Origin of the sequence: Variovorax saccharolyticus (genome assembly GCF_030316765.1) — a bacterium.
In the GTDB taxonomy this organism is placed as follows: domain Bacteria; phylum Pseudomonadota; class Gammaproteobacteria; order Burkholderiales; family Burkholderiaceae_C; genus Variovorax; species Variovorax saccharolyticus.
On sequence record NZ_JASZYT010000017.1, the window covers coordinates 16,408 to 31,583 of the forward strand.

Below are 15,176 nucleotides of genomic sequence, written 5' to 3' on the forward strand. Positions count from 1 at the left end.
ACGGACCTTCTTGCGCTCTCGTCGTTCGCGTGTTGCGCCGGGTCGATCAGGGGGGCTGGATTCGATCAGCGAAGACCGCTCACAGCGATCGCTTCAAGCTCCGACCGGCTCGGATTCCTCGGCGTCGGTACGGCTTCGGCACCTCCGTGCAAGGGGCAATGGGATTGCTCGAGAGGGAAGCCACGACGGGACGGTTGCACTGTTGGCCGGCGGACGTGGGACCAAAGCCTGAAGGAGCGGACTGCTCGCCAGTCCGGCCACCCGCACCAGCGTGAAAGACCACCGAATTGACCGCAAAGACCGGCGACGTCTCCGGCGGCTCAACAGAATCGGCCGTCGGTGACCGGGCCTGCCACGGCTGCCGATCGACAAAGCAAAGCCGGGCCCTCCCGGCGACACGAAGAACCTTTCAAGAGACAAACCTGTGGTCCAAACCGCCTCACTCCGCCATGTCCCGCGCCATCGCCGCTCTGCGGTCTCCGCCGCAGCACTGGCGCTCCTTGCCTTGGCGGGACCCGCCCGCTCGATCGAGATCGACACCGGCAACCCGGACATCGTGCTGCGCTGGGACAACACGCTGCGCTACAACCTCGGCCAGCGAGTGCAGGGCCAGGACAAGGCGATCCTCGGCAATCCGAACTTCGACGATGGCGACCGCAACTTCAGCAATCACTCGCTGATCGCCAACCGGCTCGACCTGCTGAGCGAGATGGATCTGGTGGTCGACAAGAAATTCGGCTTTCGCGTGAGCGGCGCGGCCTGGGGCGACGCCGCCTACAACAACCTCGACAACCGCAACAACGCCACCGCCAACACGCTGGTCTACGGCGTGCCGACCGCGGGCGCGCTGTCGCCTTACACCTCGCGCTACGCCAAGGGCGTATCGGGCGAACTGCTCGATGCCTTCGTCTTCGGCAACACCGACTTCGGCGACACCAACGTCGGCCTGCGCCTCGGCAAGCACACGGTCTACTGGGGCGAGAGCCTGCTGGCCGGCGGTGCGGTACACGGCATCTCGTACGGCCAGTACTCCCTCGACCTGTGGAAGGCGCTCGCCACGCCCGGCATCGAGGCCAAGGAGCTCTACCGGCCGCGCAATTCGATGACCTTGCAGGTGCAGCCCGCGCCCGATCTGTCGTTCGCGGCCCAGACCTTCTTCGACTGGGAGAGCGCACGCTACCCCGAGTCGGGCAGCTACCTGACGGTCAACGACGCGCTGCTGCACGGGGGCGAATCGCTCATCGCCGGCCCCGGCCAGCGGCTGCTGCAGGCCGCGGGTGCCGAGCCGAACAAGACCGGCGACTTCGGCCTGTCGGCGCGTTGGAGCCCGGCTTGGCTCGACGGCACAGCCGGCCTCTATGGCCGCCGTACAGCTGACATCCAGCCGCAACTGGCACTCCTGCCGGCGGTTGCGGCCGGCGTGCCGGCGGCCGCCTGCGCCCGGGCCGGTTTGCGGCCGATCGGGCCGACCAATTGCTACATCAACCCGTCTGCCGCCACGCTGCCGCAGATCCAGGCCGGCTACGTGGGCCAGTACCAGGCCTTCTACGGCCGCGACATCGACATCTACGGCCTGAGCCTGGCCAAGAGCGTCGCCGGCCTGAGCCTGGGCGCCGAGCTCAGCTACCGCCGCAACATGCCCCTGCAGAGCGTGCCGGTGCAGGTGCTGCCGACCGCGCTCGCCAATCCGGCCACCGGCGCGATCTCCCTGGCGCAGTTTGCGCAGCTTGGCGGCGATACGCCCGGCGCGCGCGGCGACACCATACACGGCGTCTTCAATCTGCTCGGCACCGTGTCCAAGACCGCGCTCTTCGACAGCGCGAACTGGAATGCCGAGCTGATCTGGAACCGCTGGCTCAGCGTCTCGCAGAACCCGGGCGCCTTCAAGGGCAGCGCCGCCTACCGCGCGAATCCGGCGAATGTCGATGCGGTCAGCAAGGACTACGTGGGCTTGGGCCTGAACTTCACGCCGACCTGGTACCAGGTCTTCGCGGGGGTCGACCTCTCGATGCCGCTGAGCTGGTCGGGCGGTCTCTCGGGCAACTCGGCGGTGCTGACTGGCGGTAACAAGAACGCCGGCTCCTACGGCATCGGCATCGCGGCCGACGTGCGCTCCAAATACAACATCGCGCTGCGCTATGTCGGCTTCTACGGCGACTACAGCACGCTGGCCAACGGCGCGATGAACGTGCCCAACGGCACTTACGCGAGCCTGTCGGACCGCGGGCACGTGCTGCTGACCTTCAAGGCGACCTTCTGAGTCGTCCCTTTCCTCGAACGAACATCCACGGAGACAAAGCCATGAACACACGTCCTCTCTGGGCCGGCGCGCTGCTCGCGCTGGCCGCCCAGGCCGCCGTCGCAGCGGTCGGCGCCGATGAAGCCAAGAAGCTCGGCACCACCCTGACCGCCACCGGCGCCGAGCGCGCTGGCAGCGCCGACAAGTCGATCCCCGAGTACACCGGTGGCCTCACCACGCCGCCGGCCGGCTACGAAAAAGGCTCGGGCCTGCGCCCCGACCCCTTCGCTGCAGACAAACCGCTCTTCGCGATCACGGCGCAGAACCTCGCGCAGTACGAGAGCAAGCTCACGGAGGGCACCAAGGAGCTGCTGAAGAAGTACCCGACGATGCGGGTGGACGTCTATCCCTCGCACCGCTCGATGGCCTTCCCCAAGTACGTGATCGACAACACGGTGAAAAATGCCACCGCGGTCAAGACCACCGACGACGGCCTGGGCCTCGAAGGCACGTACGCCGGCATTCCGTTCCCGATCCCCAAGACCGGCCACGAGGTGATGTGGAACCACCTGCTGCGCTACACCGGCCAGAGCTACTACACGCAGTACGACTCGATCAATGTCGATTCCTCCGGCAAGGCCGTGCTCGCGACCACGGGGCAGATCCACATGGACTACCCCTACTACGACCCCAAGCGCACGGGCGTCTCGGCCGACAACGACATCTACTTCCGCACCAAGATCGCCTACACGGCACCGGCGCGGCGCGCGGGAGAGGCGCTGCTCGCCCAGGACTACATCAATCCGATGAAGAACGGACGGCGCGCCTGGCAGTACCTGCCGGGCCAGCGCCGCGTGAAACTGGCACCCGACATCGCCTACGACACGCCCAACCCGGGCGCGGCCGGCGCATCGACCTACGACGACGCCTGGGTCTTCAACGGCGCGATGGACCGCTACGACTTCAAGCTGGTGGGCAAGAAGGAGATGCTGGTCCCGTACAACACCTTCAAGCTGGTCTATGCCAAGGACCCGTACGCGGTGACCACGCCGAACCACCTGAATCCCGACTTCGTGCGCTGGGAGGCGCACCGCGTGTGGGTGGTCGAAGCCACGCTGAAGGCCGACAAGCGCCACATCTACGCCAAGCGCACCTTCTACGTCGACGAGGACAGCTGGATCGCCGTGGCCTCCGACGAATACGACGCCCGCGGCCAGCTCTATCGCGCCGGCTTCGTCTACACCAACCCCTCGTACGAGGTGCCGGCACCGGCCAGCATGGGCCAGTCCTTCCACGACTTCACGACCAACGGCTACAACATCACGGGCCTGATGGGTGCCTACAACGTCGGTCTCAAGTACACCGACCCGCTGTCGGCCACGGCCTGGAGCCCCGACGCGCTGGCCGGCTCCGGCGTGCGCTGAGCGGAGCCCGCGATGCACCGCCGAGGCTTGCTGCTCGCCACCTTGGGGTCGCTCGCGAGCGCGGCCGTGCCGGGGGCCGAGGTGACGCCGCGCCCCGCCCAGCCCAGCGCGCTCGCCGCCCAGCGTCTGGTCACGGGCATCGCCCGCGGCGGCGACCGCCTGGTCGCAGTGGGGCAGCGCGGCCACGTGCTGCGCTCCGGCGATGGCGGCCGCACCTGGGCGCAGGCGCTGGTGCCGGTGAGTGTGGACCTGACGGCCGTGGCCTTCGTCGATGCCGACACGGGCTGGGCCACCGGTCATGACGGCACGGTGCTCGGCACCCGCGACGGCGGCCAGCGCTGGCAACTGCTGCTCGACGGCCGCCAGGCCAACGCGCTGGTGCTGGCTCACATGCGAGCCCGGGTGGCGGCGTCCGATGCCAGCGAGCAGGATCTCAAGCTGCTCGAGGAGGCCCGCCGCAACGCCGAGGCCGGGCCAGACAAGCCCTTCCTCGACCTCGTCTTCACCGATGCCGTCAACGGCTTCGTCGTCGGCGCCTACGGCCTCGTGATGCAGACGCGTGACGGGGGCCAGCGCTGGACGCCGTGGTTCGACCGCGTTGACAACCCCGGCCTGCTGAACCTCCACGCCATTTGCGCCAGTCGAGGTGCGCTGTATGCGGCGGGCGAGGGCGGTTTGCTGCTCAAGCGCGAGCCGGACGGTGCCCGCTTCCATGCATTGGCCTCACCCTACCCGGGCAGCTTCTTCGGCATCGTTGCCACCGGTGCCGGCGTGCTGGCCTTCGGCATGCGCGGCCACGCCTTCCTGAGCGCCGACGAAGGCCGCAGCTGGCAGCCGGTCGCGACCGGCCTGCCCGCCAGCATCGTCAGCGGCGCGGTGGCGGCCGACGGCACCGTGGTGCTGGCCGACCAGGCCGGCAACCTGGTGCGTAGCGCCGACGGCGGCCTGCACTTCACGGCGTCGGGCCTGAAGCCCGCGATGCCCCTTGCGGCCGTGGCTTTCGCCGACCCCAGAACGCTCGTGCTCTGCGGGCCGCGCGGCCTGCGCAGCCTCGCCTTCACGACCAAGGACAGCTGATGTCGTCACATTCATCCGGTCTCGACCGCATGCCGGTCGTGCGCGACCTGGCCGACTTCCCGCGCGATTCGGGCAGCTGGCTCGAACGCTCGGTCTTCAACCACCGCCTCTGGGTCGGCCTGGCCTGCGTCGCGGCGACGCTGGTGCTGGGCTTCTTCGCCTCGCGCATCGCGCTCAACGCGAGCTTCGAGAAAATGATCCCGGTCGGTCATCCCTACATCCAGAACTACCTGGACAACCGCAGCGAGCTGCGCGGGATGGGCAACACCTTGCGCGTGGTGGTCGAGAACCAGGCCGGCGACATCTTCGACGCCCGCTACCTCGATGCGCTGAAGCACATCAGCGACGACCTGTTCCTCATGAAGGGCGTCGACCGGGCCTGGGTCAAGTCGCTGTGGACCCCGTCCACGCGCTGGACCGAGGTCACGGAGGAGGGCTTCCAGGGCGGCCCCGTGATGCCCGACAACTTCGACGGCGCGAGCGCCGGCGTGGAGCGGCTGCGCCTCAACGTGGCGCGCGCCGGGCTGGTCGGCAGCGTCGTCGCCAACGACTTCAGGTCGAGCGCGATCGTGGTGCCGCTGCTCGACGGCGGCGGCAAGACGCAGCGGCTCGACTACCGGCAGCTGTCGCAGGAGCTCGAACAGAAGATCCGCGACAAGTACGAGCGCGGCCTCGCGCCCGACGGCAAGCCCTGGGGCGTCAAGGTGCACGTGATCGGCTTCGCCAAGATTGTCGGCGACCTGCTCGACGGGCTGGTGCAGGTCATGAGCTACTTCGCCATGGCGACGCTGATCGCGGGGCTGCTGCTCTACGGTTACACGCGCTGCCTGCGCAGCACGGCGCTGGTGCTGGCCTGCTCGCTGGTGGCGGTCGTCTGGCAGGTCGGACTGGTGACGCTCGTCGGGCTCGAGCTCGATCCGTACTCGATGCTGGTGCCGTTCCTGGTGTTCGCGATCGGCGTCAGCCACGGCGCGCAGAAGATGAACGGCATCATGCAGGACATCGGCCGCGGCACGCACCGGCTGGTGGCTGCGCGCTACACCTTCCGGCGCCTGTTCCTGGCCGGCGTCACGGCGCTCTTGGCCGATGCGGTGGGCTTCGGCGTGCTGATGCTGATCCCCATTCCCGTCATCCGTGAGCTGGCGCTGACCGCGAGCATCGGGGTCGCGGTGCTGATCTTCACCAACCTGCTGCTGCTGCCGGTGCTGCTCTCGTACGTGGGCGTAAGCCCGGCCGCGGCCGCGCGCAGCATGCGACTCGAGCACGCGCAGGCCCTGGGCGAGGGCGGCCGGGTCTGGCTGCTGCTGGTGCGCTTCGCTTCCCGGCGCAGCTGGGCGCTGTCCGCGCTGTTGGCCTCGGCGCTGCTGGCGGCCGGCGGCTTCGCGCTGGGCCTCGGGCTTCAGGTCGGCGACCTCGACCCCGGCGCGCCCGAGCTGCGCCCCGACTCGCGCTACAACCGCGACGAGGCCTTCGTGACGAAGAACTACGCGCTGTCGAGCGACGTGTTCGCCGTCATCGTCAAGACGCCCAAGGAGGGCTGCCTCAAGTACGAGACCCTGTTGCAGGTCGACCGGCTGGCCTGGGAGCTGCAGCAGCTGCCGCAGGTGCGCGCCACGGTGGGCCTGCAGGACGTGGTGCGCCAGATCACGGCCGGCTCCTTCGAGGGCAACCCCAAGTGGCTCACGATCAGCCGCAACCAGGACGTGCTGAACTACGGCGCCCAGCAGGCCAGCGTGAACAACCCGGAGCTCTTCAACACCGAATGCTCGGTGATGCCGCTGGTGGCCTACCTGAGTGACCACAAGGCCGACACGCTCGACCGCGTGCTGGCCGCGGTCGAGCGCTTCAACGCGCAGAACCCCGTTGACCCGGCGCTGCTGCAACTGCTGCCGGCCGCCGGCTCGGCCGGCATCGAGGCGGCGACCAACATCGTGGTGCGCGAAGCCAACCGGACGATGCTGGTCTACGTCTATGGTGCGGTGATCGCGCTGTGCTTCCTGACCTTCCGCTCATGGCGGGCGGTGCTGGTCGCCGTGATTCCGCTGGCGCTGACCTCGATCCTGTGCGAGGCGCTGATGGTGCTGCTGGGCATCGGGGTCAAGGTCGCGACCCTGCCGGTGATCGCGCTGGGCGTGGGCATCGGCGTGGACTACGCGCTCTACCTGCTCAGCGTGCAGCTGGCGGCGCAGCGGCGCGGCCTGTCGCTGGCGGAGGCCTATGCCGAGGCGCTGATGTTCACGGGCCGGGTGGTTGCGCTGGTCGGAGTGACCTTGGCCGCGGGTGTGGTGACCTGGGTGTTCTCGCCGATCAAATTCCAGGCCGACATGGGCATCCTGCTGACCTTCATGTTTGTCTGGAACATGGTCGGCGCGCTGGTGCTGATCCCGGCGCTGTCGTACTTCCTGCTCGGCGACCGGCACTTCAGGGCGGCGTCGGCCGCGCGCCCTCTCGGAAGGCGGTGGGTGAAACGCCCTGCCAGCGCTTGAAGGCGCGCGTGAAGTTGCTGGTGTCGCTGAATCCGAGCAGGAAGGTGATCTCGGTGATCGACAGCGAGGACTGCCGCACATAGCCGGTCGAGAGCTCCTTGCGCGTGGCGTCGAGCAGGTCCTGGAAGCTGGTCTGGCGCTCGGCCAGCTTGAACTGCAAGGTGGTCGGGCTCATCGCGAGCGCATCGGCAATCTTGTCGCGGGTGCAGATGCCGTTCGGCAGGAACTCGATGATCTTCTGCCGCACGCGGGTCACGACGTCGTCCTTCTCGAGCCGCGCCAGGTAGGTGTTCGAGAGATTGTCGTTGAGCTGGGCCAGTTCGGCGCAGGCACCGATCAGCGGGTTGTGCAGGTCGGCGCGCGGCAGCACCAGCATCGGCCCGGGCTGGTCGAAGCTCACGGGGGCGCGGAACAGCGCCTCGTAGGGGCCAGCGCCTTCGCGTGGCAAGGCATGAGACAGCGACACCCGCAGCGGGTTGAAGTCGGGCTTGTAGAGCTGGCGCATGGCCAGCACCAGGAAGCCGAGGAAGGCGTCCTCGGTCTCGGGCGAGAGGTCGACCAGAGTTCGGATCTTCAACGCGAGCTCTTCCTTGGACTCGACCACCGTGATCTCGCTGGTCTGCGAGGCGAGCCGGAAGTAGCGCTCCAACCGGTGGCAGAACTCGTGCAGGTCGGCGCTCGCGGCCAGGGCATAACCCAGTGCGTGAAGGTTCGAGATATGGATAAAGCGCGCCACTGTGAGGCCGAAGTATGGGCTGCCCGTGACATCGGCGCAGGCGCGGAAGAGCCTTGTGAGCGTGCTGACGGGCAGGCGGCTCATCGGGTCATTGGTCATGTTGAGCGGCACCCCGGCGGCCTTCAGCACGCGGGTGCTGTCGACGCCGCTGGCCTGCAGCGCCTTGGAGATCGCGAGCACGTAACCGCCGATCGTGGTCGGCTCCCGGGCCGGGGCGCCGGCGGAGGGCAGGGGAAGGTTCATTGCCGCGATGGTGGCGGCAAGCGTGGGTTTTGACAATCTGGTTTTGCCCGGTCTGGCGGGACCATCGAATTGGCCGCAAAGACCGGTGCTGCAGGGGTCGCGTTCCTAGACTGGGTCTCCCCAGAAGCAAGACACCCGGAGACAAGACGGATGACCTCGAATTCCCGCGACGGCGAACTTCCCTTCGCCCGCACGCCGAGCGCCAGCGTGGCCGGCCGGACCCTGGCCGAATCGACCCATGAGTGGCGCAGTCGCGGCACGGCGCTGCGCGCTGACGCGCCCAATGTGCTCGTGATCATGCTCGACGACGTCGGCTTCGCCCATGCCGACACGGTGGGCGGGCAGATCCACACGCCGACCTTGAGCCGCATCGCCGACACCGGCCTGCGCTACAACGCCTTTCACACCACCGCCATCTGCTCGGCCACGCGCGCCTCGCTGTTGACCGGGCGCAATCACCACCGGGTCGAATCGGGCACCATCACCGAGTTCGCGAGCGACTTCGACGGCTACACGGGGGAAATCCCGAGGAGCGCCGCCACCATTCCCGAAGTTCTCAAGCACCACGGCTACCGCACGGCCGCCTTCGGCAAGTGGCACAACACGCCGGCGCTGCAGACCTCGGCCGCCGGCCCCTTCGACCGCTGGCCCACCGGCTGCGGCTTCGACCATTTCTATGGCTTCATCGCGGCCGAGACCTCGCAGTACCAGCCGAGCCTGTATCGCAACACGACGCCGATCGAGCCGCCCAAGGACTCGACCTACCACCTGAGCGAGGACCTGGCCGCGCAGGCCACCGGATGGCTGCGCGAGCAACATGCGCTGGCGCCCGAGAAGCCTTTCTTCATGTATTGGGCCCCCGGCGCGGTGCACGGGCCGCACCAGGTCTTCGCCGAATGGTCGGACAAGTACAAGGGCCGCTTCGATGGCGGCTGGGACGTCTACCGCGAGCAGGCCTTCGAGCGGCAGAAGGCGATGGGCTGGATTCCCGCCGACAGCCAGCTCACGCCCCGGCCCGACACGCTGGCCGCCTGGGAAAGCCTGCCGCCGGAAGAGCGCCGCTACCAGGCCCGGCTCATGGAGGTCTACGCGGGCTTCCTCGAGCATGCCGACGTGCAGGCCGGCAAGGTCGTCGACGAGCTCGAGCGGCTCGGGCTGCGCGACAACACGCTGATCTTTTATGTCCTGTCGGACAACGGGGCCTCGGCCGAGGGCGCGGGCGGCACCATCAACGAGATCCTCTCGATCAGCGGCGTGCCGGTCCCGTTCGCCCAGCAGATGAAGATCCTCGACGAGCAGTACGGCGGCCTCGATGCCTTGGGGGGGCCGCTGATTGCCAACATGTACCACGCGGGCTGGGCCTGGGCTGGCGAGAGCCCGTTCCAGGGCACCAAGTTGGTGGCCGGCTACTTCGGGGGCACGCGGGTGCCGATGGCGGTGTCGTGGCCCAAGGGCATCACGGCCGATCCGGCGGTGCGTGGCCAGTTCCATCACGTGAACGACATCGCGCCCACCATCTACGAGCTGATCGGCATCGTGCCGCCGACGTCGGTCCACGGCGTCGCCCAGGATCCGATCGACGGCCTGAGCCTGGCCTACAGCTTTGCCGATGCCGCGGCGCCGACGCGCAAGGCGCAACAGTATTTCGAGATCTTCGGCAGCCGCGGCATTTACGCGGACGGCTGGATGGCCTCGGTGTTCGGCCCGCGCCTGCCCTGGCTGTCGGCCACCGCGGCAGCCTATGCGAACTGGAATCCCGACGAGGACACCTGGTCGCTCTATCGGCTGGGCAGCGACTATTCGCAAGCCAGCGACCTGGCGGCGCAGCATCCCGAGAAGCTGGCCGAATTGCAGGCGCTGTTCGACGCCGAGGCTCGCGCCAATAACGTCTATCCGATCGGCGCCGGCCTGGGTCCGCTGCTGAACCCCGCGGCGCGCATCGGCACCGCGCAGACCGAATGGCACTTCACCGCTGACGTGACGCGGCTGCCCGAATTCTGCGCACCGAACCTGCGCGCACGCGGCAACACGGTGACCGTCGAGCTGACCGTGCCGGCCGCGGGCGAGGGCGTGCTGTACGCGCTCGGCGGCATGGCCGGCGGCCTTACGCTGTACATGGATGCGGGCCACCTGTATTTCGAATACAACTGCCTCACGGTGATGCGCACGCGGCTCTGCAGCGCCGAGCCGATTGGGCCTGGCGCGCGCCGCATTGAGCTACAGACCGTGATGGCCGGCCCGGCGCCGGGCGCGCCCGCGAGCTTCGTGATGCGGGTCGACGGGGTCCAAGTGGCGCGCGGCAGCACGCCGTTCACGGCGCCGCTGTGCTTCACCGCCAGCGAGACCTTCGACGTCGGCATCGACCTCGGGTCGCCGGTCTCGCTGGCCTACGCCGAGCGCGCGCCATTCCGCTTCAACGGCCGCATCGCGGACGTGCACGTCGTCTGCACGCCATGACAAGTCTTGCATCCACCTCGTCATCGCCGGTCCAGATCGATTCGCGCCCGGCAGACTACATCGTGATCGGCGGCGGATCGGCCGGCTGCGTGCTCGCGGCGCGGCTCAGCGAAGACCCCGCGGTGCAGGTTTGCCTGCTCGAGGCCGGCGCCCCCGACCACAGCGCGCTGATCCATTGCCCGGCCGGGCTGCCGGTCGTGATGCCGTATCCGATCTTCAACTGGGCCTTCAAGACGCTGCCCAACAAGGGCCTGAACGGCCGCATCGGCTACCAGCCGCGCGGCAAGGCGCTGGGCGGCTCGAGCTCGATCAACGGCATGATGTACATCCGCGGCGACCGCAGCGACTACGACCGCTGGGCCGCCGCCGGCAATGCGGGCTGGAGCTATGCCGAGGTGCTGCCGTATTTCAGGAAGGCCGAGAACAACGAGTTCTGGGGCAACTCCGAGTACCACGGTGCCGGCGGCCCGCTCAACGTCGCCGACGTGATGGAGCCCAGCGTCTACGCGCGCGCCTTTGTTGAGGCGGCAGTGCAGGCCGGCCACCGGCCCAACCCCGACTTCAACGGCGCCTTCCTCGAAGGCGTGGGCCTCACGCAGGTGACGCAGAAGAACGGCGAACGCTGCAGCACCGCCAAGGGCTACCTGACGCCGAACCTCTCCCGCCCCAACCTGCGGGTGCTCACCCGCGCCCGCACCACGCGCATCGTGATGGAGGGACGGCGCGCCGTGGCGGTCGACTATGTCGATGCCCAGGGCGTCGCGCGGCGTGTGACGGCGCGGCGCGAGGTGCTGTTGTCGGCCGGCGCGCTGCAGTCGCCGCAGATCCTCATGCTCTCGGGGGTCGGCCCGGCCGACACCCTGCGCAAGCACGGCATCCCCTTGGTGCTCGACGCCCCGGGCGTGGGGCAGAACTTGCAGGACCACATCGACCTGGTTCATACCTACGAGGGCGGCGCCTCGCGCGGCCTGATCGGGCTGTCGCTCACGAGCGCTTGGGGGCTGCTCAAGGGCCTGGTGCAGTGGGTCCGGCATCGCCGCGGCCTGCTGACCACCAACTTCGCGGAAGGCAACGGCTTCCTGCGCACGCGGCCCGAAGAGACCGTGCCCGACCTGCAGGTGGTGTTCGTGGTCGCGAAGATCATGGACCATGGCCGCAAGATCCTGTTTGGCAACGGCTACTCGGTGCATGCCGGTATGCTGCGCCCGCGATCGCGTGGCAGTGTTTCGATCGCGAGTGCCGATCCGATGGCGCCGCCGCTGATCGACACCAACTTCCTGTCCGAGCAGAGCGACGTCGATTGCCTGGTGCGCGGCTTCAAAAGCGTGCGCCAGATCATGCGGCAGCCCGCGCTGGCGCGCTTCGGCGGCCGCGAATCGAAGAGCTCGGCCTGGGCCCGGACCGATGCCGAGATCGAACAGCTGGTGCGTGCCAATGCTGATTGCGCCTACCATCCGGTCGGCACCTGCCGCATGGGCAACGGCGCGGACGACGTGGTCGATGCCCAGCTGCGCGTGAAGGGCGTCACGGGGCTGCGCGTAGTCGATGCGTCGGTGATGCCCGACATCGTCTCGGGCAACACCAACGCGCCGACCGTGATGATTGCCGAGAAGGCGGCAGACATGATCAAGGCCGCGGCCGAGCTCGCCGCGCGCGGCGATGCCCTGGCCACTCCTGATGGCGAAGCGCCGTCCGCAGTGGACCCGCAAGCGCGACTTTCGGTGGTGGCCGCATGACGACGGCTCTCCTCTCCAACGCCGCCATCGACGCCCTGCACCGTACGCTGGCGCTGCAAGGCCAGGCCTTCCAGGCGGCGCCCTTTCCCTCGTTGGCCGATCGCCGACGTGACCTGAAGGCGCTGCGCCTCGCGCTGCAGCGCTGGCAGGATCCACTTGCGCGGGCCATGAGCGAGGACTTCGGCCGTCGCTCGGAATCCGAATGCAAGATGCTCGACGTGCTCGGGCCGGCGCTGCAGATCGACCATGCGCTGGCCCATCTGCGGCGATGGATGCGCAGCGAGCGGCGCGGCGTCGACTGGATGTTCCTCGGCAACCGGGCCCGCGTGGTCTACCAGCCCAAGGGGGTGGTCGGCGTGATCGCGGCCTGGAACTTCCCGGTGGTGGAATCGGTCGGCCCGCTGGTGACCGCGATCGCGGCCGGCAATCGCGTGATGATCAAGATGTCGGAGTTCTCGCCGCGCTGCACCGAGGTGCTGCGCCGTATGCTGGCCGAGGTCTTCGCCGCGGACCAGGTGGCGGTGTTCGACGGCGGCGTCGAGATCGGCCGGGCCTTCGCGGGCCTGCCGCTCGACCACGTCGTGTTCACCGGGTCGCCCGCGGTCGGGCGCGAGATCATGCGCGCCGCCTCGGTCAACCTGACGCCGGTCACGCTCGAGCTCGGCGGCAAGTCGCCGGCGATCGTCGGGCGCTCGGCCGCGATGGGGACCGTGGCGCGCTCGATCGCCCACGGCAAGCTCTTCAACAGCGGACAGGCCTGCGTCGCGCCCGACTATGCGCTGGTACCGCCCGAGCGCATCGCCGAATTCGTCGCCGCGACGGTGCGCGAGTTCCATCGCATGGTGCCCGACCCGGTGCAGGACCCGCACTACACGAGCATGGCCTCCGAGCGCCATGCCGACCGCGTGCGCGAACTGCTGGTCGACGCGGTGGCGAAGGGTGCCAGCGTGACCTCGTGCGGTGCCGGCGACGGCGGCCGGATCATCCCGCTGCAGATCGTGACCGGCGTCTCGCCGCAGATGCGGATCATGCAGGAGGAGCTGTTCAACCCGATCCTGCCGGTGCTGGCCTGCGACTCGATCGACGAGGCGGTGGCCTTCGTGACGGCGCGCCCGCGCCCGCTCGCGCTCTACTATTACGGCAACGACAGCGGCGAGGCTCGGCGCCTCACGCGTGACGTGCCGGCCGGCGGCATGACGATCAACGACTGGGCCTGGCACGTGTTCCAGTGCGACCTGCCCTTCGGCGGCAGCGGGAACTCGGGCATGGGCAGCTGGCGTGGACCCGAGGGCTTTCGCGCGCTGTCGCATGCCAAGTCGGTGTTCACGGTGCGGCGCTGGTTTCCGATCCATCTGTTCCGGCCGCCCTATGGCTCGCACATCCAGCAGCTGATCATGAAGCAGTTCCTCGGCCACGGCGCCGCCGGACATGCTGAGCTGACCGCCGGAGCCCCATCGGAACCGCCGCCGGTGCAAAAGCAAGGGCCGGCGCGATGAGGTCCGTGCCCGACGCGCGTGGCGCGCCATCCTCGTCCACTTCGACGCCGGCGGCCGGCGGCTACGCCTGGGCCGTGTTCGCGCTGACCTTCGGCCTGATGCTGTCGGACTACCTGTCGCGCCAGGTGATCGGCGCCGTGTTCCCCTTCCTGCAGTCCGACTGGGGCGTGTCCGATGCGCAGCTCGGCGCGCTGGTCAGCATCGTCTCGGTGGTGGTGGGCGTGCTCACGCTGCCGCTGTCGCTGCTGGCCGATCGCTGGGGCCGCGTGCGGAGCATCACGGTGATGGCCTTCGTCTGGTGCCTGGCGACCATCGCGTGCGGCCTGGCTTCCAACTACACGCAGCTGCTGCTGGCGCGCGCGGTCGTCGGCGTCGGCGAGGCGGCCTATGCCGCCGCCGGCGCCGCCTTGCTGGCCCAGGTGTTCCCGGTGGGCCGGCGGGCGGCGATCCAGGGCGCCTTCCAGTCGGCGGGCCTGTTCGGCTCGGTGCTCGGCGTGGTCATCGGCGGCGCGGTCGCGAGCCAGTTTGGCTGGCGCACCGCCTTCTTCGTGGTCGGCGCGCCGGGCCTTCTGCTGGCGCTCGCTTATCCCTTCGTGGTGCGCGACTACGTGGCGCCGCCGCTGGGTGCGAACGGCAGTGCCAAGGCTCCGCTGGCGCAACTGGTGCGGCAGGTGTTCGTCGCCCGCTCGGGCAACCTGAGCTTCCTGGCCTTCGGGCTGCAGATGGCGATCCCCTCGATCCTGATCGCCTGGATGCCGACCTTCCTGCATCGCTTTTACACTTCGAGCCGCGTCGTGCGGCCCTGATGGCGGCGCTGGCGGTCCTGGCTGCGGGCCTCGGCGTACTGTTCGGCGGTGGCATCTCGGACCGGCTGAGCCGAGGCCGGCCGCGGCTGCGCGCGGTGGTTCCGGGCGCCTATGCGGCGATCTGCGGTGCGCTCTTGATGCTCGGCTTTGGCCTGCCGCCCAGTGGCCTCGCACTGGGCCTGGTGCTGGCTGGCGCGGTGTTCGCGGTGGCCCATGGCGGCTGCGCGGTGGCGATCGTGATGGATGTCACCCACCCGGCGGTGCGGGCCACGGTCACCGCCACCGCGGTGCTCGGCGCCAGCCTGCTGGGCCTGGCGCCCGGGCCCTTCCTGGTCGGCCTGCTGTCGGACCTGGTCGACCTGAAGACCGCGCTCACGCTCGCGCCGCTGCTCTCGTTCGGGGCTGCCGCGCTGTTTCTGTTGGCCGCGCGCAGCTACGAGCGCGATGCGGCGCGCTTCGCGCCCGCCTGAAGCGCG

The 15,176-nt window shown here is 69.0% G+C and carries 10 protein-coding genes; 9 read left to right on the forward strand and 1 reads right to left on the reverse strand.

The window, feature by feature from the left end; translation table 11 throughout:
- The first annotated feature begins 424 nt into the window (after nucleotides 1-424).
- From QTI45_RS33045 to QTI45_RS33060, 4 genes are read left to right on the forward strand one after another with little or no spacing between them, the layout of a single operon-like run.
- Nucleotides 425-2,260 carry a DUF1302 domain-containing protein gene (locus tag QTI45_RS33045; RefSeq protein ID WP_353621371.1) on the forward strand — a complete coding sequence of 612 codons (1,836 nt, stop codon included), beginning with the start codon at nucleotides 425-427 and terminating at the stop codon, nucleotides 2,258-2,260.
- 41 nt (nucleotides 2,261-2,301) lie between these two features.
- The gene (locus tag QTI45_RS33050; RefSeq protein ID WP_286372375.1) at nucleotides 2,302-3,663 is read left to right on the forward strand and encodes a DUF1329 domain-containing protein; all 1,362 of its coding nucleotides are present in this window, start codon (nucleotides 2,302-2,304) and stop codon (nucleotides 3,661-3,663) included.
- Between the two features lie 12 nt (nucleotides 3,664-3,675).
- Nucleotides 3,676-4,740, forward strand: coding sequence for a WD40/YVTN/BNR-like repeat-containing protein (locus QTI45_RS33055; protein WP_286657370.1), 1,065 nt, complete (start codon nucleotides 3,676-3,678; stop codon nucleotides 4,738-4,740).
- Nucleotides 4,740-7,226, forward strand: coding sequence for an efflux RND transporter permease subunit (locus QTI45_RS33060; protein WP_286372377.1), 2,487 nt, complete (start codon nucleotides 4,740-4,742; stop codon nucleotides 7,224-7,226). The genes QTI45_RS33055 and QTI45_RS33060 overlap by 1 nt, the downstream gene beginning before the upstream one ends.
- Here the strand turns inward: QTI45_RS33060 and QTI45_RS33065 are convergent.
- Nucleotides 7,162-8,205 carry an AraC family transcriptional regulator gene (locus tag QTI45_RS33065; RefSeq protein WP_286657371.1) on the reverse strand — a complete coding sequence of 348 codons (1,044 nt, stop codon included), beginning with the start codon at nucleotides 8,203-8,205 and terminating at the stop codon, nucleotides 7,162-7,164. The genes QTI45_RS33060 and QTI45_RS33065 overlap by 65 nt on opposite strands.
- A gap of 150 nt (nucleotides 8,206-8,355) precedes the next feature.
- Here QTI45_RS33065 and QTI45_RS33070 point away from each other — a divergent pair, with 150 nt between their 5' ends.
- The 5 genes from QTI45_RS33070 to QTI45_RS33090 are packed head-to-tail and all read left to right on the forward strand — an operon-like array spanning nucleotide 8,356 to nucleotide 15,170.
- Nucleotides 8,356-10,662 carry an arylsulfatase gene (locus QTI45_RS33070; RefSeq protein WP_286657372.1) on the forward strand — a complete coding sequence of 769 codons (2,307 nt, stop codon included), beginning with the start codon at nucleotides 8,356-8,358 and terminating at the stop codon, nucleotides 10,660-10,662.
- The gene (locus tag QTI45_RS33075) at nucleotides 10,659-12,398 is read left to right on the forward strand and encodes a GMC family oxidoreductase (protein WP_286372380.1); all 1,740 of its coding nucleotides are present in this window, start codon (nucleotides 10,659-10,661) and stop codon (nucleotides 12,396-12,398) included. Before QTI45_RS33070 ends, QTI45_RS33075 begins: the two co-directional genes overlap by 4 nt.
- On the forward strand, nucleotides 12,395-13,894 hold the full coding sequence (locus QTI45_RS33080; RefSeq protein ID WP_286657373.1) for a coniferyl aldehyde dehydrogenase: 1,500 nt from the start codon (nucleotides 12,395-12,397) through the stop codon (nucleotides 13,892-13,894). Before QTI45_RS33075 ends, QTI45_RS33080 begins: the two co-directional genes overlap by 4 nt.
- Nucleotides 13,895-13,899: 5 nt before the next feature.
- On the forward strand, nucleotides 13,900-14,700 hold the full coding sequence (locus tag QTI45_RS33085; protein WP_286657374.1) for an MFS transporter: 801 nt from the start codon (nucleotides 13,900-13,902) through the stop codon (nucleotides 14,698-14,700).
- Entirely contained in the window at nucleotides 14,700-15,170 is a 471-nt protein-coding gene (locus QTI45_RS33090) for an MFS transporter (RefSeq protein ID WP_286657375.1), read from the forward strand. The genes QTI45_RS33085 and QTI45_RS33090 overlap by 1 nt, the downstream gene beginning before the upstream one ends.
- Nucleotides 15,171-15,176 lie beyond the last annotated feature (6 nt).